The sequence below is a fragment of the Dyella sp. 2YAF14 genome (assembly GCF_052114725.1).
GTDB lineage: Bacteria > Pseudomonadota > Gammaproteobacteria > Xanthomonadales > Rhodanobacteraceae > Dyella.
On the sequence record NZ_JBFRFH010000020.1, the window covers coordinates 25827 to 51588 of the forward strand.

Sequence of the window (25762 nt, forward strand, 5' to 3'; positions counted from 1 at the left end):
AAAATGAGCGTCCTACCTGGTGGAATACCGACATGTCCGAACGCCTCTTCGACCACTACGCGGTCCACACCACGGCGATTGCCGAGGGCTCGCGCTACACCGCCTGCATCGTTGTCACGCCGCGCGAACGCAGCGGTTTTCCGGTGTATTTCGCCATCTGCGAGAACCGCAGCTTCCGCGAACAGGCGCTGGCGGAAGCCGCCGCCGACAAGGCACTCGCCGCCATCGAGTCGCTGGAAGAGGACGGCACGCCGGTGTTCCCGGAAGGCTATACCGGCTTTGACGACGAACCGCCCGCGGCATGACGGCGCTGAAGTACCTCGGCGGCTATCCGCCGGCGCTGCTGGACAAGGTGCGCCAGCTGATCGACCGCGATGAGCTCGGCACGTATCTGCAACAGCGCCACCCGGGCCGCCACGAGGTGCAGAGCGACAAGGCGCTGTATGCCTATACCAATGCCCTGCGCCAGGAGCACCTGCGCAATGCGCCCGGCATCGACCGCGTGTGGTACGACAGCAAGCTCGATGTCATCAGCAAGGCGCTGGGCATGCACACGGCGATATCGCACGTGCACGGCGGCCGCATGAAGGCGCGCAAGGAAATCCGCATCGCCTCGCTGTTCCGCGATACGCCGCCGGAGTTCCTCAAAATGATCGTGGTGCACGAACTGGCGCACCTGAAGGAAACCGAGCACAACAAGGCGTTCTACCAGCTGTGCGAATACATGCAGCCGGACTATCACCAGCAGGAACTGGACCTGCGCCTGTTCCTGACCTGGCGCGATGCGCTTGAAGCGCGCACGCCGCGATAGAATCGCCACGCCCCTCACCGCCAGGTATGGCTCCATGTTCGTTTGGTTTCGCCAATGGCTCAATCGTCCACGCACGATCCAGATCGGCGGACGGCCGTTCGTCAGCGAAGGTCTGACCCAGCGCATCTGGGACGATATCTACCATTTCGCCCTCAATATCCGCTGGCCCACGTTTTTCGCGCTGGCAGCGGCGGGATTCCTGGCCCTCAACACCGTGTTCGCCGCGCTCTACCAGCTGGGCGACCACGCCATCGCCAACCAGTTTCCGCGCAATTTCGCCGGTGCGTTCTTTTTCAGCGTGGAAACGCTGGCGACGGTGGGCTACGGCGACATGCATCCGCAAACGATGTACGCGCACATCGTGGCGACGGTGGAGATCTTCGCCGGCATGTTGAGCATCGCCTTGGTCACCGGCATCGTGTTTTCGCGCTTCTCGCGACCGCGCGCCAAGATGCTGTTTGCCAATCACCCGGTGATCCGCCAGGTGCATGGGCAGAGCACGCTGATGATACGCGCGGCAAACGCGCGCCAGAACGTGATCGCCGAAGCCTCCGCCAAACTGCATTTGCTGCTGCGCGAAACCTCACCCGAGGGCTTTCGCCTGCGCCGGATTCATGACCTCAAGCTCCTGCGCGACCGGCACCCGGTGTTCACGCTGAGCTGGAGCCTGATGCATGTGATCGACGAAGACAGCCCCTTGTACGGCATGAGCCAGGAGGAACTGGCGACGACCGAAGCCACCCTGATGCTGTGCATCGAGGGCATCGACGAAACCACCGCGCAATCGATGCTTGCCCGGCACCAGTGGAGCCATCGCGAGTGGCGCTGGAATCATCGCTATATCGACCTGGTGCACGACGACGATCAAGGCGTCAGCCATATCGACTACGGGGTGTTCCACCAGGTGCTGCCGGTGGAAGACAACGAGAACACCGATCGTTTTTGAGTGGCGCTCAAAGCGTCAGCAGCACCTTGCCGATGGCGGCGCGGCTTTCCAGAAATTCATGTGCGCGGGCACCATCGCGTAGCGGGATGCGCGCCGCAATCTGCGGTTTCACGCTGCCCTGCCTGATCTGCTGGAACAGCGCCGCAGCACGCCGGCGTCGCTCGGCCGGGCCGGTCAACACGTTCCACAGGTCGCCGCCCGTCAGGGTGAGCGAGCGGTCCATCAACAGCCGCGGATCGACCGGGTCGGGATCGCCCGCCGCCATGCCGTAGAACACCACGGTGCCGCCGATGCGGGCGACGGCCATGCTGTCGGCAAGGGTGCGACCCACCGAATCGTAGACCACGTTGGCGCCATGCCCGCCGGTGAGCGAACGGGTGGCATCCACCCAATCGTCGTAGCCCACGGCCACATCGGCGCCTGCGCCTATCACCGCATCGCGCTTGGCCTCGCTGGAGGCGATGCCCAGCACCACCGCGCCGAGCGCCTTGAGCATCTGCACCAGCAGCAGCCCGACGCCGCCGGCGGCGGCATGCACCACGGCGACGTCGCCCGGCCGCACCACAAAGCTGTCGGTAACCAGGTATTGGGCGGTCAACCCCTGCAGCAGTACGGCAGCCGCCGTATCGGCGTCGATATCCGCCGGCAGGGGGATCAGGCGATCACGGTCCACCGCCACCAGCTCGGCGTTGGCGTGGGGCATATCGGCAAAGCCTACCCGCGTGCCTGCCGGGAACTGGGTATCGCCCGGCATGGGGGTTTCGACCACGCCCGCACCCTCGTATCCCAGCACCCATGGCGCTGAGCCGCTGAGGTGGTAATTGCCGTTGCGGCGGTAAACGTCGGCGAAATTGAGGCCAACGCTATGCATGCGGACCAGCACCTGATCTGGTCCCGGGGTGGGGTCCGGGCGCTCGGTCCAGCGCAGTACCTCGGCGGGGCCGAAGCGGTCGAAGGTCAGTGCGTACATGGGCGTGGTCCTGATGCGTAGGGGGCCGAGGATGGCAAGTTTGCCCGCTGGCCTGCCTTCCCAACAGACAAGAGTGAAAAAACAGTCGCTTTTTCCTTACGGGAAGCTGTATTTTTAGTCAACGCAACGAGAAATCACGCGTTATTCACCGTCATTGGCCGGCAGGTCACGGCCATTGTTCAGGGAGACAGCGCCATGCGGCGAACCTTTGTCGTGGGTTGCCCACGTTCCGGGACCACCATTGTCCAGGCTTTGCTGGCGCGCCACCCTGCGATCTATACGCTGCCGGAAACGGCGTTCTTCGAACAACTGCACGGCGATCTGGCCTGGCGCTGGGGCGATGCCCGCGTGCAGCCGCGCCGCCGCCGCTGGCGCCAGTCGCTGGGCCTGACCCGCCGGCACATCCGCGAGACCTTTGTCGCCTTGCACGTGCAGCTGGCGGGCGCTCGCCCAGCCATGCCCTCCGCCTACCACTGGCGCACGCTTTCCGGGCAGTTTCTAGCACTCCTGGACCGCTCGGCGGTGATGGCCGGGCGATCGATGTGGCTGGAGAAGACACCCAATCACCTGCTCTACATCCCCGAGATCGAAACCCTGGCGCCGGACGCGCGCTTTGTCCACGTGGTACGCCGCGGCATGGACGTACTGGCCTCGCTGGCCGACGTCTATCTGCGCTTCGAGAACGACGACGCCTTCGGCGGCGGCACCGTGCACTGGGCGCGCCGCTGGAACCGGGCCATGGACATCCACAGCCAGCACATCGGCCGGGCCAACCACCACTTCGTCTTCCTCGAGGATCTGGTGCGCCAGCCCGATATCGAATGGGCGCGCCTGTGCGCCTTCCTCGACCTGGCGCCGGACGCTCCACTGGACAACGCCTGCCAGCAGTCCATCGCCAACCTCACTGACGAACCGTGGAAGATCTCGGCCATCGAAGGCCAGCTGCGCGAGGCCGATCCCAAGGTGGACGGCCTGTTTGGCCCCCGGATGCAGCGCTGGCTACAAGGCCGCCTGGCCTCCTACGAGGACCTGCGCGCGCAGTGCCAGGCGGTACGCGCCCGCCCCGCCGCCCGCGTGCGCCTGGCGTACGACACACAGGCAGCCGGCGTCGGCTGAGTCTAGCCCTTCCGCTGCCGTCATTCCCCCGGTACGGCGACTTCGCTGGCGCGGTTGAAATCCCCGATGGTCTCGACCAGGTCGGTGACGGCCATGCGTTCGACCTCGGTGAGGTCGGGATTCCAGCTGTCGAGGATCACCACCACGCGCGTGCTGTCGCTGCGATTCCACGCCTCGTGCTCAAAAGTGTCGTCAAAGGTGACGCAGCGGCCTTCCTTCCACGCATGCAGCTCGCCGCCCACGTTGATCGCGCAATCGCGCGGCACGATCAGGGGCAGGTGCGTGACCAGTCGCGTATTGGTGACGCCACGGTGCGGCAGGATGTGCGTGCCCGGCCGCAGCACGGAGAACAGCGTTTCCGGCGCGTGGTCGCGGATGCGCACCAGCGGCGCGCGCTCCAGCACTGCCGAGGTGCGCGGGCAGCGCAGGTGATGCTCGTCGAAGCGGTCGCCGTGGCGATAGAAGAAGAAGGCATCCCACGCGGCCGGCTGTTCGCCCGAGGAGCGCAGATGTCCCTTGAGCCCTTCTTCCGTCTGTTCGCCGAGAAAGGGTTCGAATGGACGATTTTCCGCGAGCACAGACTGCAGTTCTTCGCGGATCACCTCGGTGGCATCCTGCAGGTCGGCCTGCCACGGGAAGCGTTCGGCACCGTAGTAGGCCTGGCTCGGCACGCCGGGGAAATACAGGAATTTCGGCTTTTGCCGGGGATCGGGAAGCTCCGCCCGACGCTCGCCCAGATAGATGGCCAGGCAGTCTTCCACACGGGACAGGGCGTCGCGGCCATAGCGCGCGCGCATCGGTTCCAGCACCGCATCAAAGGTACGGCGACGGCCGGCGTCGATGAAACGCATGGCGTGCTGCACGGCCTGGCGCAGCCCTGGCGCCGTGGTGGCGTCGCTCATCCAGCGCCCCTGTGCCTGGGCCGCATTGACCGCGCCGAAATAGGCGAGCAGCGCACGCTGCATCTCGCCCAACTGTTCCAGGGCGATGCCCAGGCGCAGGCGCGCCACGAACATGTTGGGCGCGATGTCCACGCAGCGGCGCAGGCTTGCCGCGGCGCCGCTCAGGTCGCCGGCGACGGTCTGTGCCACGCCAAGTTGGTGCAGCAGATCCGGATGTTCCGGATGCGCCTTCGCCGCGGCCGCCAGCATGGCCAGCGCGCGGCTGGTGTCTCCCCGCGCCAGATGGCGGCTGGCAACGAACTGCAGCGCTTCGGCGTCGTCGGGCGCCTGCTCCAGCAGGCGCCCGAAATACTGCTCGGCCAATGCCGGATCACCCTGCCGCAATCCGTTGAGCGCCATCTCACGCAGCGCCGGCACTGCCACTCCCACTCCGCTATTCATCGTTGCTCCCACCGCCTGCGAACTCACTATGCCATTGCGCACCGCGGTCCCCACCCCGGTGCATATGGGCATAATAGACGCGTTTCGACGGGCCGCACGCGCTTTTTTCGTGAGCAGGAAACTGTGTCGCGGTAGTCCTTCCCTTCGATCGGGCCACTGATGAATTCGCGACTGCAAGGGCTGGGACCATCAGCCACCCAACAAGTGATGATCGCCGCCCAGGCGCTGGACGCCGGGCGCGCCGACGAGGCCGACCGCCAGCTCGAACGCGTGCTCACCGCCTACCCCGATCATCCGGAAGTGCTGCGCATGAAGGCGGGCATCCTGAGCTTGCGCGGCCATCACAACGACGCCGTGCGCCTGATGCAGCGCGCGCTGGTGCATCGTCCACAGGATGCGCTCTACCACAACACGCTGGGCTCCCTGCTCGGCACGGCGGGCGACTATGAAGGCGCCATCCGCGCCCTGCGGCGCACCTGCGAGCTGGAGCCGAAACTGGCGATGGCCTGGTACAACCTCGGCGTGATGCTGACCAAGTCGGTACGCAACGAAGAGGCCGCTGAAGCGCTGCAGCGGGCCGTGACCCTGGCACCCGATCACGTGGCCGCCCGCGCGCTGCTGGCGGACCTGCTGCGCACGCGCGGCGACGTCGAGGCGGCGGCAACGGAATATCGCCGCCTGCTCTCGGTACGACCCACCTTCGGACTGGCCTGGTGGGGCCTGGCCGACCTGCGCACGCAGCGTTTCGATGCAAGCGATATCGCGCAGATGCAGGCTGCGCTGCAGCGTGCCGACGCGACCGAAAACGACCGCATCGCCATCGGTTTCGCCCTGGCCAAGGCCTTCGATGACGAGGGGCAATATGCCCAGTCGCTGGAGGCGCTGGCGCGCGCCAATGCCACCGCGCGCCGCTACCAGGCCTGGAATGCACCGCATTTTTCCAAGGCCATCGGCACGATTTCGGACGCCTTCGAGCCTGCGCCCATCGGCAGCAACGAGCCGTTGGGAAGCAACGTGATCTTCATCGTCAGTCTTCCCCGTTCCGGTTCCACCCTGGTCGAGCAGATCCTCGCTTCGCACTCCCTGGTCGAAGGCGCGGGCGAATTGCCGGATCTCCCGCAGGTGCTGGCCGAGGAAACCCAGCGGCTGGGCGGCAAGCCCATTCCGCAATGGGCGCGCGAAGCGACACCAGAGGACTGGCGACGCCTGGGGCAACGCTATCTTGACCGCACCGCGCGCTGGCGCAGCGAACGCCCCGTCTTCACCGACAAGCTGCCCAACAACTGGATCTATATCGGCGCCATTCGCGCCATGCTGCCGGGCGCGCACATCGTGGTGGTGCGTCGTGATCCGCTGGAGACCTGCTTCTCGTGCTATCGCCAGCCGCTGGATGGCAGCAATGGCTACAGCCGCAGCTTCGATGATCTGGCCGCCTTCTGGCACGACTTCGATCGCAGCGTATCGCGTAGCGCCGCCCTCCATTGCGGCCACGTTCGCCAGCACAGCTACGAGGCGATGGTCGCCGACCCCGAAACGCAGATCCGCCAACTGCTCGCGTTCTGTGGGCTGCCCTTCGAAGAAGCCTGCGTGAACTTCCACCAGAACCAGCGCGTGGTCCGTTCGCCCAGCGCAACCCAGGTACGCCAGCCGATGCGCACGGACACCGCGCGTTCGCAACGCTATGGCGCGCTGCTCAACCCGTTGCGGGCGGCGCTTGGATTGCCGGCCCACGACGTATGACCATCGCCAACACGCCCCTGGGGAGCGTGAGGGCCCTGCTCGACACGCTCGCGTCGCAGCCGCAGGATGATTGGCTGGCGCAGGGGCGCGCACTTGCGTTGCGCTCGGACACAGCCGCCGCGCTTGCGGTTTTCGATGCCGCCGCCGCGCGTTTTCCCGAGTCGGCCGATATCCTCCTCGGGCTGGCCGGGCTGCTGTGGCAGAACGGTCACAGCGAACGGGCGGAACAGTTGCTGTACGAGTGGCTGCGATCCCATCCCGGCGATACCGGCGCCGCCTTCCTGCTGGCTTCGCTGCTGCGCGAACAGGGCCGGCTGCTTGCGCTTGGCGAAGTGCTGCGTTCGGCATTCGCGCAGGGCGGTCACGAAGTGGACACGGTCATCCGTGCGGTCGAAATGCTCGACGACTATGGACGGCCAGACGAAGCGTTCACCATCTGCGAGAACGCCATTCGTGCGGGTGCCGATGATCCACGCCTGCACGCCTACGCCGGCATGCTCGGCATTCAGCTGGGGCAGTTTGAACGCACCCGTGCGCACTACGTCCGCGCGCTGGAACAAACGCCCGACGCCATCGACTGGAACATCCCGCTTGGCCTGGCCGGGCTGCAGCGCTACAGCGATCGTGGTCATCACGATTTCGACTTTTTCCACAGCGTGCTGCAGCGACCCGGCCTGAGCGAGCCTACGCGCCGCGCCGTACTGTTTGCGCTGGGCAAGGCGCACGACGACCTGGGTGATTTCGCCTCGGCCGCCACCTATTTTCGGCAGGCCAACGCCCTCGCCCACGCGAGCAGCCAATGGTCGCGCAAACTCTGGAAGCGCAGCATCGAAGCGCGCCTGGCGGCACCGGCCAACCGCTTGACACTGCAGCCGGCAGACGACTGGACACCGGTGTTCATCGTGGGCGTGCCGCGCTCGGGAACGACCTTGCTGGCGCAGCGCCTGGCCCGCTATCCGTCGGTGAAGGTTCGCGGCGAACTCGGTTGGCTGTCCTTCTGGGAACAGCGACTCGCTGCCGTCTCGCCCTCGCGCCAGCAACTGGAGGAGGCCGCCGCGCAATACGCACGCCAGCTCCGCCAGGACGATGAGCCCGCGCATTGGTATATCGACAAGCAGCCGCTCAACCTGCTGCGCGTGGATCTGGCCATGGCGTTATGGCCGAATGCGCGGATCATCCATTGCGAACGCGATCCGCGCGACACCGCCCTGTCATTGTGGTCGCAGTCGTTCCATGACCCGGCCCATGATTACGCCTACGACATGAGCGACATCGCCACCGTGATCCGCGACTGTCGACGCCTGGCAGCGCATTGGCGCGAACGCTATCCCGCCGCCTTCCTCAGCGTGTCCTACGAGCAAGTCGTCGAGGCGCCGGAGAACACGCTGGCCGCCATTGCGCAGTGGCTGGGCATTCCCCAGTCCGCTGCGCCCCAAGACATGCCGACCGAACAGACCAAGGCCATTGCGACGGCGAGCGCCTGGCAAGCCCGCCAGGCGGTGTATACGCATTCGGTCGGGCGCTGGCAGCACTACCTGCCCTTGATGCCCGAGCTGGCGGCAATCAACACGCGCTGATTGCCGCCCCGCTGCGCGACTGCTTCACACCGGTGCGGTGTCGTAGCCCCAGTGGCGAAGCATGGGCTCGAGTATCGGCAAGAGCGGTTCGAACTGTTCGCGATACTTGTGCCAGCGACCCACACCCTTGCGGTTGATCGGCTCGATCACCTGCGAATAGCTCGGGGTCGCGATGTATTCCTTGCTGCGCGCATGGCGGTCGAAACCGAGCATGGGCGAGGCATCATCCAGTTCCAGGAACTGGGCGATCTGCGAAACCTGCCCCGGGAAATCAGCGACCAGATCTTCGTAGCGCGACAACATCACCGACGGCTGCAGGATGCTCACCTCTTCCAGCCAGCGCTGCATGGTTTCCACGTAGGCATGGGCAAGCCGCTCAAGGTTGCTGCAGGCGGCCGCCAATGCACTCGAACGGAAGCTGTGCATGTAGCAGCTCAGGATGACATCGCACGGATGGCGCACGGCGAGTACGAACTTCGCTTCCGGAAACAGCCGATACATGATCGGCAGCCAATGCATGTTCAGCGGATTCTTGTCGACCAGGCGGGCATCGCCATCGCGCTGGATGCGTTCGCCCACCATCACGTGGTAACGCTTGCGCAATTCGTCGACGTCGTACTGGCGCAGCACGCTCAGGTCATCGAGGATGCGTCGGTCGTGATTGCCCAGTACGCCGGCAAGCCGGTTGAAGAACGGGTTCTCGTCCATCGACTGCAAGCCCGGATGCGCGTCCAGCACCTGCTCGAGCAAGGTCGTGCCCGAACGCGGAAAACCCACGACGAATATGGGCGAATCACCCATCGCAGGGGCCGTCAGCGTGGGCCAGCGCGCAAATTGCTCGGCGGTGACACGGGGCGCGTCGACCGGCATGGCGGGCGAGCCGGCCACGAAGAACTCCGGTGAATCGAAGCGCCGCTCATTCGCTTCTATGCGGTGAGCGACGTGCAGCGCTTCCATCGCGGACGACGTTTCACCCAGCTTGTCGTACACCGATGCCAGCTGGAAGTAGTGGCTGTAACTGTTTTCCGCCTCCGGACCCGCCCGCTCGAGCAGATCCTTGGCCGCGGCAGCGTCGCCCTTGCGCAATGCCAGCGTAGCGAGCAAGTGACTGGCTTCTTTGGACTGCACTTCGGAGGCGTTCGATCCGGCGCGCAGCAGCGGCGCGAGTACGGCTTCGGAATCGGCCAGGCGGTTCAACCGCTCATAGTGATTGGCCAGCAGCAGGCGCACGTCGAACTGGGCAGGCCAACGCGCCAGCAGATCCTCCAGCAGGTCGACCGCGTCGGGGATGTCGTTGTTCAAGGTCAACACTTGCGCCAACGACAACTGCAGGTCGTCGTCGTTGAACGGCAGCCATTGTCGCCAACGACGCAGCAGTTCAGAGGCACCTTCGGTGTCCTGGCAGTGGCAGCAGGCGCGCGCCGCATCGATGCGGGCAGCCAGCGAGTCGGGATCCGCGGCGACGACATCGAGCAGAAGGCTGCGCGCGGTCAGGTAGTCGCGCAGGTCAATCAACAGCAGACCGAGCTGGCCCTTGGCCGTGAGGTTGCCTGGATCCAGCTCGACCGCACGCGCAAAGGCCTTGGCAGCCTCAGGCACGTTGCCGGAGTCCTTCAGGGCGGTCGCGTAGTTGTTCCAGCTGCTGGTGCTGTCCAGCTCTTGTGCGAGCTCGGCGTAGAAGGGCAAGGCCTCGTCCACCCGCTTTTGCATGTGCAGGCTGAGAGCGAGCATCAAGGTCAGGTCTGTTTGCCGCGGGAAGCGTGTCAGCGCCTCGCGGCTCAGTTGTTCGGCACGCTGGAGTTGGCCATTCTGGATGGCTGCGGTGATCTGTGTGAGTTCGTTCGGAGCCATGGCTTCACGCAAATAAAGAAGGGCCGCGTGATGACTCACGCGGCCCTCAAGGTTAACGCTTATATCTACGACTTAGAACTTGACCGTGACGCGAGCCCAGTAGTAGCGGCCCATCAGGTCGAAGTCGCTCGGGTCGGTGTTGGCGTTCAACGTGTTGTTCGCGTACAGCATGGGCGGCTGCTTGTCGAACAGGTTGTTGATGCCGAAGTCCAGACGGGTGTTGATCATGGCCAGGTTGTAGCCGACCGACACGTCGTTGTACGTCGTCGCACCGTACTTCAGGATCGTGCCCGACTCACCGTTCGGGAAGCTATCCTGCGGCGAACCCGTCGCTGCACCGTTCTGGAAGCGACCGATGTAGCGCATGCGCCACTGGGCACTCCAGCCACCGGCCTGCCAATCCACGAAGGCCTGACCGCGCCAACGGGGGAACAAGCAGACGCCAGCGTTATCCGGGCAGGCAGCCGAGGCAGCCGAACCGTACGGGAGCAGGTGACCGGCGTTCTTGTAGGTGACCGAACCTTCCACGCCCGGTGCGGTGACCTGGTCGTAGTACTTCAGGTAGGTCGCGTTCAGGCCGACGTTGAACTGGCCGAAGGAGAACTGCGGCAGCTTGTAGTTGGCCGAGAAGTCGATACCGGAGGTATTCAACGAACCCAGGTTACCGGTCGGCTCAACCGTCGACTGCAGCAGCTGGCCAGCATTCGGGCCGCCGACCTGACGCTGGATGTACTGGCAGTACTGGGTCGAACCATTGGCGCAGAGGTTCAGCAGGCTCTGCAGACCCACCGTGGTGATGGTGTCGTTGAGGTTGACGCGCCACAAGTCGACCGTGGTCGACAGACCCGGCACGTAGGACGGGCTGTACACGAAGCCGAAGTCATACGACTTGCCGTGCTCCGGCTTGACCGGGAAGCCCGCGACGCGCGAACCCTGCACCACAGCGCCAGCCTGCGTCTGCGAGACGACGTACTGGTTCTGGAAGGTGCCGTTGGCCGGCACGTTCGCGCAGGCGATAGCCAGCGGGGAACCTGCCGGAGCGCCAGCGTAATTGGTACACGGATCGGTGTGGATCAGCGGAGCATCCGAACCCGAGAAGTACAGCTCGGTCAGGTTGGGAGCGCGGAACACGTCTTCCATGGTGCCGCGGAGCAGCAGGTCGTCGAACGGCTTCCACTCGACCGCGAACTTGAAGTTGTTCGTGCTGCCGAAGGAACCGATCTTCGAGTAGCGGTCACCGATGGTCAGGTTCAGCGACTGGATGCCCGGGAGACCGGCCAGGATCGGGATGAACGTTTCGGCGTACAGATCCTTGGTGGTGTAACCACCCTGCACGGCGCTCAAGCACTGGCTGCCCAGGATACAGCTACCCGTGGTCGGGTCGATTTCCAGCTGCGGAGCCGGCACGGTGTGCTGGTAGTCCTTGCGCCACTCGAAACCACCGGCCAGCTGCACGGCACCGGCCGGCAGGCTGAACAGCTCACCGCTCAGACCAGCGTGGTAGGTCTTCTCGATGAGGTAGGTGTTCGACGGGGCCGTCACGCTGGCCGCACGCACGGCAGCAATGCTGGCTGCCGACGAATTGGGCTCGAACGGATTGAACTGGCAAGCCACCGGATCGGTACCGGCCGGGCAGGTCGCCACGCCATTGGCGACGGTGGAATCACCAGTGTAGAGCTTGGTCTGATCGACCAGGCCAGCCGTCGTCGTGACGACGCTCTGGTGGCCGTAGTTGAAGCCGACGTCCCAGTTCCAGTTCTTGTCGAATACGGTGAAGTCGCCCTTCAAGCCCGTATTGATCTGAGCGTCGGTACGGCCGGTGAAGGCCTCACGCAGACCAGCCGAGGTCAGACGCTGGGTGAAAGCGTTGCCGGCAGCGGTGCCGAAGCCGCCGCCCGTCGGGACGCCGTTGACCAGAACGGGCGAGTTGAACACGTTGAAACCGTTGCCCGGATTAACCGTCGCGGCGGTCGAGGTCGAGCCGTACACGGCCGGAGCCAGCTGGAAGTTGGCCGAGGTCTTGTTGTAGACCGCGTCAACATAGGCCGTCACGTGATCGGCCAGGTGGTACTCCGCATTGATGAAGCCGCCAGTGCGCTCCTGCGGGGTCATGATCAGGTTGACGGCCGCGTAGTTGTACTTGTCGGCGTTGCCGTAGCAGTGATAGTTGGCCGAGCTGAGGACGGTCGGGTTGCCACCGGCGTTCAACGACACGCGGTTGCAGCCCAGGCCCAGTGCTGCGGCCTGCGAATCGCCAAGCTGGATGCGGCCGACCGGGGTCGAGGACGAACCACCGACGGCGACCTGGGTGCCGGACAGGCTGAGCGCGTTCTTCGAGAAGTCGCGGTTGGCCGACAGGACGCCGTCCTGCTTGTTGTAGCTGATGCCGGCCATGATGCTGCCCTTATCGGACGTCTGGCCGAACGTGAAGGTGTAGCCGCTCTGGTCACCGTCGGTACGATCGGACTGGCCGACGTTCGCGGTGAAGGTGGCACCCTGGTAGTTCTTGCGCGTGATGAAGTTCACCACGCCGCCGATCGCATCCGAACCGTAGGTGGCCGACGCACCGGTCGGCAGCACTTCGATGCGCTCGATGGCATCGGCCGGGATGGCGTTCGGATCCTTGCTCAGCAGGCGCTGACCGTCGATCAGGATCAACGTACGGCGCGAACCCAGACCGCGAAGGTTGATGGACGAACCGCCGGTACCGCCACCGTTGTTGGTCTGCGGGTTGACGTTGCCGCCGGTCATGGCCGGCAGCTGCTGAACCAGGTCGCCAAGCGTCTGCTTGCCGGTGGCCTGGATCTGAGCGCGATCGATGGTTACGACGGGACTGGCCGTCTCGACGTCTACGCGGCGAATCAGCGAACCGGTCACGGTGACCGTTTCGAGAGTCTTGCTCTTGGCCTGGTCAGCGGCCGGTGCCGGCGTAGTGGACTGCGCGTCCTGCGCGAAAGCGGTAGTGCCGTAGGCGCTTGCTGCGAGCATGCCCAGCGACAGAGCCAGACGCACCGACGTGCACAGTTTATTTTCCCCGAACTTCATGAGAACACCCTCCCGTTATTTATATTGACTGGGTTTGACAGACTTTCCCCGCCTCAAACCCGCGCCCGATTCACCCAAACAATTCAGGCGTAGACCTACAAAGTTTGGTCTACAGCGCTCGGCATTTATCACGCTTTACTTACAGATAGTCAATAAAATCTATACGGCAAGAAAACAAAGTGCCGTGACAACTATCGCAATTTTCTACGATTTCGACATCAAATCCGCGCCGCTAAACGCCCCGCAAATGCTTGCTGCGCTGCGAGGAACATCGTTGCAATGGGGTGAAGCCAGGGTGAAAAAAGGCTGGCAAGCCGCCATGGGCCTCGCCAGACCTCTGATTTGGCAGGGGTTCACTCCGTGCCGGTATCGGCTTCGAAGCGCAGGTGTTTGACGCTGCGTCCCTTGCGACGCACCAGTTTCAAGGCTTCTATACCGATGCGTATGTGGCGTTCAACAAATTGCGTGGTCACGCTGCGGTCGCTTAATTCCGTCTTAACGCCCTCGGGGATCATGGGCTGGTCGGAGACCAGGAGGAGTGCTCCGCAGGGGATCTTGTTGGCGAAGCCTGCCGCGAAGATGGTGGCGGTCTCCATGTCGATGGCCATGCAGCGGGTGCGACGCAGGTAATCCTTGAACGCGTCGTCGTGCTCCCAGACGCGGCGGTTGGTGGTGTACACCGTGCCGGTCCAGTAGTCGTAGCCAAGGTCGCGGATCATGGTGGAGACACCGCGCTGCAACTGGAACGCCGGCAAGGCCGGCACCTCCGGCAACAGATAGTCGTTGGACGTGCCTTCGCCGCGGATCGCCGCGATCGGCAGGACCAGGTCGCCAATGGCGTTCTTCTTCTTGAGGCCACCGCACTTGCCCAGAAACAGCGCAGCCTTGGGATGGACGGCGCTGAGCAGATCCATCACGGTGGCTGCGTTGGGGCTGCCCATGCCGAAGTTGATCAGGGTGATGCCGTCGGCGGTGGCATTGGGCATGGGCCGGTCGCGCCCGCGTACTTCTACGCCATGCCACTCGGCGAAGAGGTCAACGTAGTGGCCAAAATTGGTCAGCAGTATGTGCTGGCCAAACTCCTCCAGAGGCGTGCCGGTATAGCGCGGCAGCCAGTTGGAGACGATCTCCTGCTTGTCTTTCATTGAGACCCCTTGAGGTCGGCGCAACGTGGGTTCCGTTGCGCGTTACCGGCGACGCCACGCCGGCAAGATGCCAGATCAGTGCGTGCATCTTAGCGGGTGACGGCCCATCCCTGGGCGGTTTGTTGTCATTTCCTTGAACTGGCCCCGCCCACGATGGGCGGCATGCCAAGGAGAACACCATGCTGCTGATTGGTTGGATCGTCGCCCTCGCCGTCTTCCTCGGCTTTGCCTTCGTCGGGCGTGGATGGCTGGCCTGGGTGCTGGCGCTGGCCGTGTTGTTCCTCACCGGGATCGTACGCGGCGTGCAATCGCCACTCCTTTTATATGGACTGCTATTTGCAGCGGCCTTGGTTGCATTGGTAACTGGTTTCGCGCCGCTGCGCCGCGCCTTGTTTGCACGCCGCCTGCTGCCGATGCTCGGCAAGGTGATGCCGCGCCTGGGCGAGACCGAACGCATCGCGCTGGAAGCAGGCACGGTGTGGTGGGATGCGCAGATCTTCTCCGGCATGCCCGATTGGGACTCTCTGCTGCGTTTTGAATGCAAGCCGCTGAGCGAACGCGAACAGGCCTTCATGGACGGGCCGGTTACCCAGCTGTGCGCCATGCTCGATGACTGGCAGATCGAGCAGCAACGCGACCTGCCGCCCGAGGTGTGGGACTTCATCAAGCGCGAGCGCTTCTTCGGCATGGTGCTGCCGGAGACCTACGGCGGCCTGGGCATGTCCGAAATCGGCCATTCGCGCGTGGTCACGCGTATTGCCACGCGCTCGGTCGCGGCGGCCGTGACGGTGATGGTGCCCAACTCGCTGGGCCCGGGCGAACTGCTGCTGCACTACGGCACCGAAGACCAGAAGCGCCACTACCTGCCCCGCCTCGCCGACGGCCGCGAGGTACCCTGCTTTGCGCTCACCGGACCGGAGGCCGGTTCCGATGCCGCGGCCACGCAGTCCGAAGGCGTGGTCGAGCGGGGACAGTGGAACGGCGAGGAGGTCATCGGGCTGCGACTGAACTGGAACAAGCGATACATCACGCTGGCGCCCGTCGCCACGCTGATCGGCCTGGCGTTCCGCCTGAAGGATCCCGACGGCCTGCTGGGCGGCGCGGTGGATCGCGGCATCACCTGTGCATTGATCTCCCGCGACTTGCCGGGCGTGGTGATCGGGCAGCATCACGATCCCATGGGCGTGCCGTTCGCGAATGGTCCGATCGTCGGCCATGACGTGTTCGTTCCGCTCGACGCCATCATCGGCGGGGTCGAGCAGGCCGGCCATGGCTGGCGCATGTTGATGGAGAGCCTGGCGGCGGGCCGTTCCATTTCGCTGCCTGCGCTTGCCGTAGGTGCGGCACAAATGGCGACGCGCATCTGCGGCGCCTATGCCACCGTACGCGAGCAGTTCGACACGCCGATCGGTCGCTTCGAAGGCATCGAAGAACCGTTGGCGCGCATCGCCGGCCTCACCTATCTGATGACGGCCACACGCACGCTCACCTGCGGCGCGCTCGATGCCGGCGAGAAACCGGCGGTGCTTGGTTCCATCGCCAAGGCCTATCTCACCGACGCCATGCGCGTGGTGGTGAGCGACGCGATGGACATCCGTGCGGGCGCTGCGATCCAGCGCGGTCCGCGCAATGCGCTCTCGCACATGTGGATGTCCGTGCCGATCGGCATCACCGTGGAAGGCGCCAACATCCTCACCCGCTCGATGATCATCTATGGCCAGGGCGCGATTCGTTGCCATCCGTGGGTGCAGAAGCTGATCGATGCGATTGCCGCCAAGGACCTCAAGGCAGTCGACCACAGCGCCTTCGGCTACATCAACTTTGTGTTTACCCGCGGCGTGCGGGCCCTGTTGCTGGGCTTGAGTGGATCTCGCCTGGCCAGCGCGCCGGACAGCGAACTCGCTCGCCAGTACCAGCACCTCACGCGTTTCGCCTCGGCCTTTGCGTTGGTCTCTGATACCTGCATGGCCACATTGGGTGGCACGCTCAAGCGTCGCGAGAAGATTTCCGGACGCCTCGCCGATGCGCTGGCCTGGCAATACCTCGCCGCCGCCACGCTCAAGCGCTACCACGACGGACCCAAGCTCGCCTCTCACTACGACCTGGCGCGATGGGGCGTGGCCCTGGCGCTCTATCGCACGCAGGAGGCGCTGCGCGGCGTGCTGGACAACCTGCCCTCGGAGCTCGCAGCCAGCGTCGCCCGACTGCTGGTGTTCCCACTGGGCGCGCGCTTCCAGCCGCCCTCAGATCGCCTGGGCCAGCGCGCGGCGCGGGCCATCCTGGAAGACCGCGAAGCGCGCATCCACCTCACCGGCGACATTCATGTGCCGGGCCCTGATGAACCTGGACTGGGCCAGCTGGAGGCGGCGCTGGACAAGGCCGTGCGGGCCCTGCCGGTGGAGACCAAACTGCGCGATGCGATCCGCGCCGGCACGCTGGACCGCGCCGCCGGCGACGAGCTCGGCCAACACGCGCTGGCCGCCGGCATCATCACGCAGGCAGAGTTCGACGCGCTCAGCGAGGCCGACGAGGCCCGTGACGCGGTGGTGCAGGTCGATGCCTTCGACCCCGCAACCTACCGCCAGCTGCGTTGACCTTGCGCGTCGCAGTCGATCAGGCATACCGCAATGCCCGGCCCTGTCCCAACGGTCAGGGTCGGCACGTGCACAGGTGCGTGCTATGTTGGCCGCGCTTGTCATAGGGGAGTCACATCATGCGGATGGGTATAGCGATCGATGCCGCCTGCGATCTGCCGCAGGCATTTCTGCAGAAGCACAACATCGCGGTGATGCCCATCACCATCCGCATCGACGATGAAATCTTCATGGACAACCGCAACCAGGTGGAGCTGCATCGCTTCCTGGATCGCAAGCTGGGCAGTCGCAGCCACTCGGCGGAGACCATTCCCTGCTCCGTCGAAGATGTGCAAAAGCTCTTCCTCGACAAGCTGGTGCTGGAGCGGGACTGCGTGTTCTGCCTCACCATCACGGCCACGCGCAGCGCCATCAATGATCACGTGATCAAGGCCAGCTTTGCGGTACTGAAGCATTACCGCGAGGTGCGCGAGAAAAACGGCCTCACCGGCCCGTTCCTGATGCGCGTGATCGATACCCGCACATTGTTCGCCGGATCGGGCCCGGCCATCGTCGAAGCCACGCGGTTGATCGATGCCGGCGAAGTACCTGCGGCGATCCGCGAACGCCTCACCTACATCGCCAATAATTCGTACGGCTACATGCTGCCGCGCGACCTGTACTACCTGCGCGCGCGCGCCAAGAAGAAAGGCGACCGCAGCGTGGGCCTGGTCAGCGCCATGCTCGGTTCGGCGCTGGACATCAAGCCGTTGCTGCGTGGCTACCGCGGCGAGACCAGCCCGGTCGGCAAGGTACGCGGGTTCGAGCATGGCGCGGAAACCTTGTTCAACTACACCGCCAAGCGCATCCATGCCGGCCTGTTGGTACCCGCGGTGTGCGTGAGCTACGGCGGCGATCTGTCGGAACTGGGCAAGCTGCCTGGCTACGCGGCGCTGCGCACCGCCTGCGAGGAATGCGGCGTGGAACTGATGGAAGCGCCGATGAGCATCACCGGCATGGTCAACGTCGGCGAAGGCGCCGTGACGCTCGGCTTTGCCGCCGAGGAACACGTCGCCGAATTCTGAGCGACCACGCCTCAGGAGTTTTGCATGATCCGCCTGTGCATCCTCGCTTCACTCCTGCTGCTTGGCCTGCCGGCCATGGCGGGCACGGCGTATCAATGCACGGATGCGAGCGGCAAGCTCACCTTCCAGGACAAACCCTGCAGCGCCAACCAGCGCCAGCAGGTACTGCAGCTGGACGATTCCCAGCCCATCTCGCCACCGCCGCCCGCAACGCCGGACACACCAACCTTCGAGCCCGTGCCGCCGCCCGCGCCACCGCAGCCCATGGCCGCGCTGCCCCTCATGTACGGCTGCGTGCGCGCCACCGATGGCAAGCCCTACCTCAGCGATAACGGCGATCCGCAGCCCTATCAGGTGCCCTACGGCATCCTCGGCGCGGGGTCGCTGCCGCTATCGCAGGTCTACGGCGGACCCAACGCCGCCGGCGCCTCCGCCCCCGAACTCAATCGCGGACGCGTCACCCCCGGCCTGATCGCCAATCACTACGTATGGGTGCAGGACCAATGCCGCGAACTCACGCGCGCAGAGACTTGCCACGCCCTGCGCGATGCCTTCGACGAGAACGCCACCAAACTCCGCCGCGCGTTCAAGAGCGACCAGCCACCGCTTGAACAACGCGAACAGGAACTGCACGCGCAACTGCAGAACTGCTGAGCAAAGTTTGCGCAATGTCATGCAAGTGCGCGCCACGCAACGCGCGTGGCGAGTTGTCCACAGGGTTGCTACCAGGCTTTCCCCAACGGCTGTGGAAAACACTGCGTGTGGTTGGTGAATGTTTGCGCAGGTTGCTGAAACTTGCGTGGTGGCGAGAGGTTGGGTGTTCTATCCACAGGGTTGTGGGGTGGTGATCCACATGGGGTGTGGACAGAGGGGGTGTGGTTCGCGGTGCGATGTTCGCGCGAGTGGGCGGCGTGCTTATTTGCTCGTCGTTCCTCTGGAGGCCGCCCCTTTGCTCGTCATTCCGGTGCAGGCCGGAAGCAGTAGCGGCATGGCTCAGTTGTCGCGTTACCGCCAGGGTGCCGCCTGCGCGGCGGGCGTTTCGAACGGCTGCCGCCGCTCGAGTCACTTTTCTCTTGCTGGCCCAAGAGAAAAGTAACCCAAAGAGAATGGCCTGATAACGCCCGCAGCATTGTGTTGGGATAAGCCCGAACGCTTGAGGTGCGTCGTTGTGGGACAACCTCCGAGGCTACACAGCGGGTACTGCATTGCGCTGCGCAACGCGCCCGAATCGCTGAGGACTTAACGCGGGGCCTCGCTGCGCATCGGCTTTGGGTCACAGATGGCGCACTGGATGCGCGCCTGGCGCTTGGCTTGTCTGTGGGAGCGCACCCTGTGCGCGACAGCCACGCCGGGGTGTACCGCTTCGTAGGTTTGTCGCGCACAGGGTGCGCTCCCACAAAGAGCCGGCCGGCAAGATTGATCCGCCATCCCCATACCTGCGTCACCCTTGTAGGAGCGCACTTGTGCGCGACCGCAGCGTCGAGGTGCATCGCTCCGGTTGGTCGCGCACAAGTGCGCTCCTACAAAAGACCGRCCGGCCCCGCAACGCCGAGCGTTGGGCTCTTGATCAGGCTCTTGATCAGGCTCTTGATCAGGCTCTCGCCCTTCGGGGTCCCCGTATGACGCGGCGGGCGGGTGGAGGAAAGCCCGAAGGGTGGCCGCAGGGATGCGGCCAGTTTTTCGACAGGACASGGATGTCCTGTCGAAAAACCCCGYAACCCGCCCGCGCACCTGGAGGGCCATAGGCCCGGAAGGCGCGTCATCCGGGGGGCCCTTTCTTTTGGTTACTTTTCTTTGGGCAAGCAAAGAAAAGTAACTCGGGCCGCGGCAGCGGCACGAAAGCCCGCGGCAGGCGAGCCAGATCGCGATGACGCGACGACCGGGCGCAAAGTCACTGGATTCCTGCTTTCGCAGCAATGAAGAGAAAGAAACCGCCCGGCGAGTGACGACGGGCTGAGAGCATCAAAGCGTCAAAGCGTCAAAGCGTCAAAGCGTCAAAGCGTCAAAGCGTCAAAGCGTCAAAGCGTCAAAGCGTCAAAGCGTCAAAGCGTCAAAGCGTCAAAGCGTCAAAGCGTCAAACGCTAGCGCCTCATCCTCAACACACCACCCCCTAAAACCCATAATTCAAAAACCCCCCATCCACCGCCAACACCTGCCCCGTGACATAACTGGCAGCCGGAAGGCAAAGGAACGCGATCGCCGCCGCCACCTCCTCCGGCTCCCCGATCCGCCGCAACGGCGTGCGATCGAGCACCTCATCCAGGTACTCGTCATTCGCCAGCGCGGGTTCGGAACGCTGCGTCCGGATATACCAGGGCGCCACCGCGTTGACGCGAATGCCATCAGCTGCCCATTCCGCCGCCAGATTGCGCGTCAGCTGGTGCAGCGCCGCCTTCGACATGCCGTAGGCCGAGCCGGTGCGCACATGAGTGATGCCGGAAACAGAGCCCACGTTCACGATCGCCGCGTTCGCGTGCTGCACCAGTTGCGGGTGGGCGAGACGGCACATCTCGAAGGCGGAGAACAGGTTCTGTTCGAAGATCGCGCGGTAGTCGTCCTCGCGATAGGCCAAGGTCGGCGCGGGCTGGTTGCCGCCGGCGTTGTTGACCAGCAGGGACAGTGGTGCGCCAAGATCGGCGATCCAGTCGAACACCGCCAGGCGCTCTTCCTGTTCGCCAAGATCGGCGCCAAAGGCCAGCACGTCGATGCCGGGGAAATCGTCCACCAGCTCCACGCGCACCTGCTCCAGGTAGTCGGCGTCGCGCGCCACCAGCAGCAGATTGGCGCCCAGCGCGGCCAATTCGCGGGCGGTGGCGTAGCCGATGCCCTTGCTGGCACCGGTGATCAAGGCGGTGTGTCCCTGCAGCTGCCAGGCGTCGATGCGTGCGTTCATGGGCCGAGCTTAGAACGCGACCACGTTTCCCGCCAAGCACTGCCCGCTACCATGGGCGCGACACCGACTCCAACCCGACTCAAGGCTCCTGCATGAAACGACTCGCTGCCCTGCTGTGCCTGCTCTCCCTGGTCGCCTGCTCCGGCAAGCCGCCGGCACCGGTATCGGCGCCAGCCGCTGCCAGCACCGCGCGCGTTGCCACGCCCTGGGACGACATGGAGAAGGCCAAGCAGCGCGCCGCCGACGTGCAGAAAACGGTGGACGAGCAGGCGAAGAAACAACAGCAACAACTGGACGCCGCCCAGCAGTAAGCCACCCATCCCGGACTCGATACTTGGCAGTGGACGTCTGGACGTGCATGGTGTCGGCATGAACGCCCATCACGACGAGTTTGCCTCCGCTCCACTGCTTGATATCGACGATGCCAGCGTCATGCGCGGCGAGCGGCTGATCCTCGACCGTTTCAGCCTGCGCATTGGTGCGGGCGAACACACCGCCATCCTCGGTGCGAACGGCGCAGGCAAGTCCACCTTGGTGCGCCTGATCACACGCGAGCTCTATCCGCTCGCACGCGGCGACGGCCAGGCTGCCATGCACGTGTTTGGACGTGAGCGCTGGCATGTTTCCGATCTGCGCGGACTGCTTGGCATCGTTTCCCCGTCCTTGCAGCACGACTGCACCAGCGATGCCACGCTGGAGGTTTCCGAAGCGGTGCTGTCGAGCTTCTTCGCGGCGCAGCGGCTGGGCCTGGACCACCGCGTCACGCCGCCCATGCGCGAGCGCGCCGCAGAAGCGCTGGAACAAGCGGGCGCCACTCATCTGCTCGGCCGCTCGATGGCCAGCCTTTCGACCGGCGAAGCGAGGCGCGTGCTGATCGCGCGCGCCCTGGTGCACCGGCCCAAGGCGCTGCTGCTCGACGAACCCTGCGCGGGCCTGGACATGGCAAGCCGCCGGCGCTTCCTGGAAAACCTGCGCGGCCTCGCACGCCAGGGCACCACGCTGTTGCTGGTGACGCATCACGTGGAGGAAATCCTGCCCGAGATCCAGCACGTGGTGCTGCTGCGCGATGGACAGCTGCTCAAGCAAGGCGCCAAGGCCGAGGTGCTCACCAACGCGCTGCTCTCGGATACGTTCGGCATGCCCGTGTGCGTCGAACGCCACGGCGATTATTTCAGCGCCGCCATCGAGTAGGCGTTTAGCCGTCCATCTGCGAGGCGGGCATCGTCAAGTCGCACTGCACGCCCATCGCAAAAAAAGCCGCCGCCGGAATCCGGCGACGGCTCCACTAGCGGATCGTTCGACTCAGCGCGGCGTGCAGAAGCAATAGGCGTACACGTTCGGCCGACCGGACTGCGCCGTGCGCAGCAGCTTGAGCTCCGGTGCGAACGCGTCGACATGCGCGACCCACGACGGCAGCTGCACGCCGTAGGACTGCACCATCTGCACCATCGCGTTCTCATTGAGGCTGATCACGAACTGCTCGAAGCCGCCCAGCGGCTCCTCGACATAACGCACCGGCGCGCTCTTGCCGAGCTTGGCGCGCTGCTGCGCGTCGGCAACGGCATCGCCGAGACCACCGAGCTGATCGATCAGCCCGCGATCCAGCGCCTGCTGGCCCGTCCACACGCGGCCCTGCGCAATCGTGTCGATGGCGTCGTACGGCTTGCCGCGTGCCTTGGCCACCTGGCCGACGAAATCGCGGTAACCCTTTTCGATGGTGGCCTGGATCACCGTACCCACCTTCGGATCCAGCGGACGGGTGATGTCGAATGCGCCGGCCAGCGGGCTGGTACCCACGCCATCGCTCTTCACGCCCAGCTTGTCCAGGGTACCGGGCACGGTGAGCACCATGCCGAAGATGCCGATGGAACCGGTGATGGTATTGGGCTCGGCGTAGATGCGATCGGCATTCATCGAGATCCAGTAGCCACCGCTGGCGGCCACGTTGCCCATCGATACCACCACCGGAATGCCGGCCTCGCGCGTCAACGCCACTTCGCGGCGAATCTGCTCGGCCGCATAGACTTCGCCACCCGGCGAGTTCACGCGCAAGACCAGCGCCTTGGTGCGCTTGTCTTCGCGTGCAGCGCGGATCAAGGCCGCGGTGGAATCGCCACCCACGGTGCCCTGCGGCTGCTTGCCGCCGGAAATCTCGCCTTCGGCCACCACCACCGACACGCCCGGCGTCGTCGAGCTGTCTTCGGAAATGGTATCGGCATAACGCTGCAGCGAGACCTGACGGAAACCCTCGCCCTTCTTGCCGGCGGGTACGCCTTCCTTGCGCATCATCGCAATGACTTCGGCCGGCGTGGCCACGCCGTCGACCAGATGCTGGTCGAGCGAGAGCTGGCCCAGGTCACCCTTGGCGCTGGCGATCTTCTCGGGCAGCGAGTCGATGTCCAGACGCAGCGTGGCCGGATCGAGCTTGCGCAGCTTGGCCACTTCGTTGATGTAGGTATCCCACAGGCCGCCCATCCAGAAGCTGTCCGCTTCCTTCGATTCGGGCGAGGCATGGTCGAGGATGTAAGGCTCTGCCGCGCTCTTGAACTGGCCGACGCGGAACAGGTGCACGTCTACGCCCAGCTTGTCGAGCAGGTCCTTGTAGAACAGCCGGTAGTTGGCTAGGCCGGTGATCATCACGCCGCCTTGCGGATCGACCAGCACGCGGTCGGCATGGGCGGCGAGGTAGTACTGGCCCTGGTCCAGGCTGGGCGACCACACGATCACGGGCTTGCCCGCGGCACGGAAGCGATCGAGCGCGGCGCCTACCTCGCGCAGCGCGGCAAAGCCGCCGCCCTGCAGCTCGCTGGGCTCGAGCAGGATGCGGGTGATGCGCGAGTCCTTGGCGGCCGCGTCGATCGAGCCGATCAGGTCGCGCAGCTGGATCTGCTTGGGCGGATTGCCCGACAGGCTGGCCAGCGCACGCTGCATCGGCTCGATGCTGTACTGCTCGACCAGTTCGCCCTTGGGCTGGATGACCAGCACGCTGTCGCTCTGGATGAAGTGCTCGGTGCGTGCGCCGGCAAAGCCGACCAGGATGATCAGCAGCACGATCAGCAGCAGCGCAAAGAACACCAGGTTGAGTATGGTCAGCCTGACGATGTTGATGCCGCGCCCGAGGACGCAGAGAAAGGCCCAAAAACCGTTGGGGCGGCGCTCCGTCATTGCTTGGTTCCTCAGGATGACCATCACAGCGTAGCTGTTCGCGGGGCGCAGGTCATGTGGGGCAAACGGCACATGGCGGTTGCCGCCATTGGCGGTCGCCGGCTGCGCCGAAAGCCTCAGTCCTGGGTCAGGTGGGGAGCGGCCACTGGTGGTGAAACGCGCGGCGACAGAAGCGCGTGAGCAGCAGCACGGCGGCCACGGTGAGACCGGCGATCAGGCCGATCCACATGCCACGGGCGCCCATGCCATGGTGGAACGCAAGCCACCACCCGATCGGCATCCCCACGCCCCAGTAGGCGAACAGGGTGATCACCATGGGCACGCGGGTGTCTTTCAATCCGCGCAGCGCGCCGTTGGAGGTCACCTGGATGCCGTCCGGGAACTGGAACAGCCCCGCGAGCACCATCAGCTGCACCGCCAGCGTGATCACTGCCGCGTCATGCGTGTACAGGCGCGCCAGCAAGTGAGGGACGGTCAGCATCACGGTCGAGGAGACGATCTGCACGCAGACCGCCAATCCGACGCCACAAAGGCCGGCGTAACGCACGCCCTGCGCATCACCGCGGCCGACGGCATTGCCTACCCGCACAGTGATCGCCATCGAAAGGCCAAGCGGCACCATGAAAGCCACCGTCGCCACATTCAGCGCCACCTGATGGCTGGCCTCCACCGTCTCGCCCAGCGTCGCAAGGACCAGCGCCACTGCCACGAACAGGCCGCCCTCGGCGAGCAGGGTGATCGACATCGGGCCGCCGATCTTCAACAGCTCGAGGATCATTTTTGGCTTGGGCCAAGCCAGCCCGCCACGCAGATTGACGTCGTTGTAGGCCGGATGTTTGAGCACGAACCACAGGAATGCCAGCATTTCCAGCCAGAGCACCGTGGCGGTGGCGATGCCGCTGCCCAGCGAACCCAACGCTGGCAGGCCCAGCTTGCCGTACATCAGCACGTAGCCCAGCGGTGCCAGCACCGCCAGGCCGCCAAAGCTGAAATACATCGAGGGACGCGTCATCGACAGGCCTTCGGACAGGCCGCGTATCGCGAAATAACTCGTCAACGCGGGCGCAGCCCAGCTGATGGCGTGCAGGAAACGGGTCACGTCCGCGCGCAGCGAAGGGACCACGCCGATCCAGTCGATCAATGGCGTCGCATGACGCACCAGAAACCACAGCACGATGCCCATGCCCAAGGCCAGCCACATCGCCTGCACGAACACTGCCCCCGCCTCATGGCGACGACCGGCGCCGTCCAGCTGCGCCACCGATGGCGGTACCGCCATCATCATGCCCAGGCCACTGACCAGGGCCAGCGCCCAGATGCTCATCGAGGTGGTAACGGCGGCCTGCACGTGCGCGCTCAGATGCCCCGCGAGCATGGCGTCGACGACGTTGGGACCCACCGCTCCGAGCTGCGCGGCGATCAGGGGAAGGGCAAGACGCACCGTGGCGCCGACCTCGCGCGCCACCCTGGCGCGATCGGGGCGGAAAGACAGCATAAAGAGA

The 25762-nt window shown here is 64.9% G+C and carries 19 protein-coding genes; 11 read left to right on the plus strand and 8 right to left on the minus strand.

Annotation, left to right across the window (positions count from 1 at the left end):
- Window positions 1-32 precede the first annotated feature (32 nt).
- From AB4Y82_RS19310 to AB4Y82_RS19320, 3 genes are read left to right on the plus strand one after another with little or no spacing between them, the layout of a single operon-like run.
- Entirely contained in the window at window positions 33-305 is a 273-nt protein-coding gene (locus tag AB4Y82_RS19310) for a hypothetical protein (RefSeq protein ID WP_441611577.1), read from the plus strand.
- Window positions 302-811, plus strand: a complete 510-nt coding sequence (locus AB4Y82_RS19315; RefSeq protein WP_441604741.1) for a M48 metallopeptidase family protein — start codon at window positions 302-304, stop codon at window positions 809-811. Before AB4Y82_RS19310 ends, AB4Y82_RS19315 begins: the two co-directional genes overlap by 4 nt.
- A gap of 34 nt (window positions 812-845) precedes the next feature.
- Complete coding sequence (locus AB4Y82_RS19320) at window positions 846-1757, plus strand: ion channel (RefSeq protein WP_441604742.1); 912 nt, start codon at window positions 846-848, stop codon at window positions 1755-1757.
- Window positions 1758-1764: 7 nt separating this feature from the next.
- Here AB4Y82_RS19320 and AB4Y82_RS19325 read toward each other — a convergent pair whose 3' ends face one another.
- Window positions 1765-2727: a quinone oxidoreductase family protein gene (locus tag AB4Y82_RS19325; RefSeq protein ID WP_441604743.1), complete on the minus strand. Its 963-nt coding sequence runs from the start codon at window positions 2725-2727 to the stop codon at window positions 1765-1767.
- 195 nt (window positions 2728-2922) lie between these two features.
- Between AB4Y82_RS19325 and AB4Y82_RS19330 the strand changes: the two genes are divergently transcribed.
- Complete coding sequence (locus tag AB4Y82_RS19330) at window positions 2923-3843, plus strand: sulfotransferase family protein (RefSeq protein ID WP_441604744.1); 921 nt, start codon at window positions 2923-2925, stop codon at window positions 3841-3843.
- 20 nt (window positions 3844-3863) lie between these two features.
- Here AB4Y82_RS19330 and AB4Y82_RS19335 read toward each other — a convergent pair whose 3' ends face one another.
- Window positions 3864-5186 (minus strand): aspartyl/asparaginyl beta-hydroxylase domain-containing protein, encoded by a 1323-nt coding sequence (locus AB4Y82_RS19335; RefSeq protein ID WP_441604745.1) that lies wholly within the window; start codon window positions 5184-5186, stop codon window positions 3864-3866.
- Between the two features lie 159 nt (window positions 5187-5345).
- On the opposite strand from AB4Y82_RS19335, the gene AB4Y82_RS19340 reads away from it, so the two are divergent.
- Together AB4Y82_RS19340 and AB4Y82_RS19345 are read left to right on the plus strand one after the other, a co-directional pair.
- Window positions 5346-6926, plus strand: coding sequence for a tetratricopeptide repeat-containing sulfotransferase family protein (locus tag AB4Y82_RS19340; protein WP_441604746.1), 1581 nt, complete (start codon window positions 5346-5348; stop codon window positions 6924-6926).
- A complete protein-coding gene (locus tag AB4Y82_RS19345) occupies window positions 6923-8503 on the plus strand; it encodes a tetratricopeptide repeat-containing sulfotransferase family protein (RefSeq protein ID WP_441604747.1) in 1581 nt (526 codons plus the stop codon). Before AB4Y82_RS19340 ends, AB4Y82_RS19345 begins: the two co-directional genes overlap by 4 nt.
- Window positions 8504-8527: 24 nt before the next feature.
- On the opposite strand, the gene AB4Y82_RS19350 is transcribed toward AB4Y82_RS19345, so the two are convergent.
- From AB4Y82_RS19350 to AB4Y82_RS19360, 3 genes are all read right to left on the minus strand, one after another.
- The gene (locus AB4Y82_RS19350) at window positions 8528-10354 is read right to left on the minus strand and encodes a tetratricopeptide repeat-containing sulfotransferase family protein (RefSeq protein ID WP_441604748.1); all 1827 of its coding nucleotides are present in this window, start codon (window positions 10352-10354) and stop codon (window positions 8528-8530) included.
- A 72-nt stretch (window positions 10355-10426) separates the two neighbouring features.
- Window positions 10427-13399, minus strand: coding sequence for a TonB-dependent receptor domain-containing protein (locus tag AB4Y82_RS19355; RefSeq protein ID WP_441611579.1), 2973 nt, complete (start codon window positions 13397-13399; stop codon window positions 10427-10429).
- Between the two features lie 353 nt (window positions 13400-13752).
- Window positions 13753-14544, minus strand: coding sequence for an AMP nucleosidase (locus tag AB4Y82_RS19360; RefSeq protein WP_441604750.1), 792 nt, complete (start codon window positions 14542-14544; stop codon window positions 13753-13755).
- A 179-nt stretch (window positions 14545-14723) separates the two neighbouring features.
- Between AB4Y82_RS19360 and AB4Y82_RS19365 the strand changes: the two genes are divergently transcribed.
- The 3 genes from AB4Y82_RS19365 to AB4Y82_RS19375 all read left to right on the plus strand — a co-directional run bounded on the left by AB4Y82_RS19365 (window position 14724) and on the right by AB4Y82_RS19375 (window position 18856).
- On the plus strand, window positions 14724-17138 hold the full coding sequence (locus tag AB4Y82_RS19365; protein WP_441604751.1) for an acyl-CoA dehydrogenase: 2415 nt from the start codon (window positions 14724-14726) through the stop codon (window positions 17136-17138).
- A gap of 119 nt (window positions 17139-17257) precedes the next feature.
- On the plus strand, window positions 17258-18202 hold the full coding sequence (locus AB4Y82_RS19370; RefSeq protein WP_441604752.1) for a DegV family protein: 945 nt from the start codon (window positions 17258-17260) through the stop codon (window positions 18200-18202).
- Between the two features lie 24 nt (window positions 18203-18226).
- Window positions 18227-18856, plus strand: coding sequence for a DUF4124 domain-containing protein (locus tag AB4Y82_RS19375; protein WP_441604753.1), 630 nt, complete (start codon window positions 18227-18229; stop codon window positions 18854-18856).
- Between the two features lie 1456 nt (window positions 18857-20312).
- On the opposite strand, the gene AB4Y82_RS19380 is transcribed toward AB4Y82_RS19375, so the two are convergent.
- On the minus strand, window positions 20313-21095 hold the full coding sequence (locus AB4Y82_RS19380; RefSeq protein WP_441604754.1) for an SDR family oxidoreductase: 783 nt from the start codon (window positions 21093-21095) through the stop codon (window positions 20313-20315).
- Between the two features lie 92 nt (window positions 21096-21187).
- Here AB4Y82_RS19380 and AB4Y82_RS19385 point away from each other — a divergent pair, with 92 nt between their 5' ends.
- Together AB4Y82_RS19385 and AB4Y82_RS19390 are read left to right on the plus strand one after the other, a co-directional pair.
- Entirely contained in the window at window positions 21188-21406 is a 219-nt protein-coding gene (locus AB4Y82_RS19385) for a hypothetical protein (RefSeq protein ID WP_441604755.1), read from the plus strand.
- Between the two features lie 58 nt (window positions 21407-21464).
- Entirely contained in the window at window positions 21465-22286 is an 822-nt protein-coding gene (locus tag AB4Y82_RS19390; RefSeq protein ID WP_441604756.1) for an ABC transporter ATP-binding protein, read from the plus strand.
- A 111-nt stretch (window positions 22287-22397) separates the two neighbouring features.
- Here AB4Y82_RS19390 and sppA read toward each other — a convergent pair whose 3' ends face one another.
- Together sppA and AB4Y82_RS19400 are read right to left on the minus strand one after the other, a co-directional pair.
- Window positions 22398-24260 carry a signal peptide peptidase SppA gene (gene sppA / locus AB4Y82_RS19395; protein WP_441604757.1) on the minus strand — a complete coding sequence of 621 codons (1863 nt, stop codon included), beginning with the start codon at window positions 24258-24260 and terminating at the stop codon, window positions 22398-22400.
- 127 nt (window positions 24261-24387) lie between these two features.
- Window positions 24388-25755: an MATE family efflux transporter gene (locus AB4Y82_RS19400; protein ID WP_441604758.1), complete on the minus strand. Its 1368-nt coding sequence runs from the start codon at window positions 25753-25755 to the stop codon at window positions 24388-24390.
- Window positions 25756-25762: the final 7 nt, after the last annotated feature.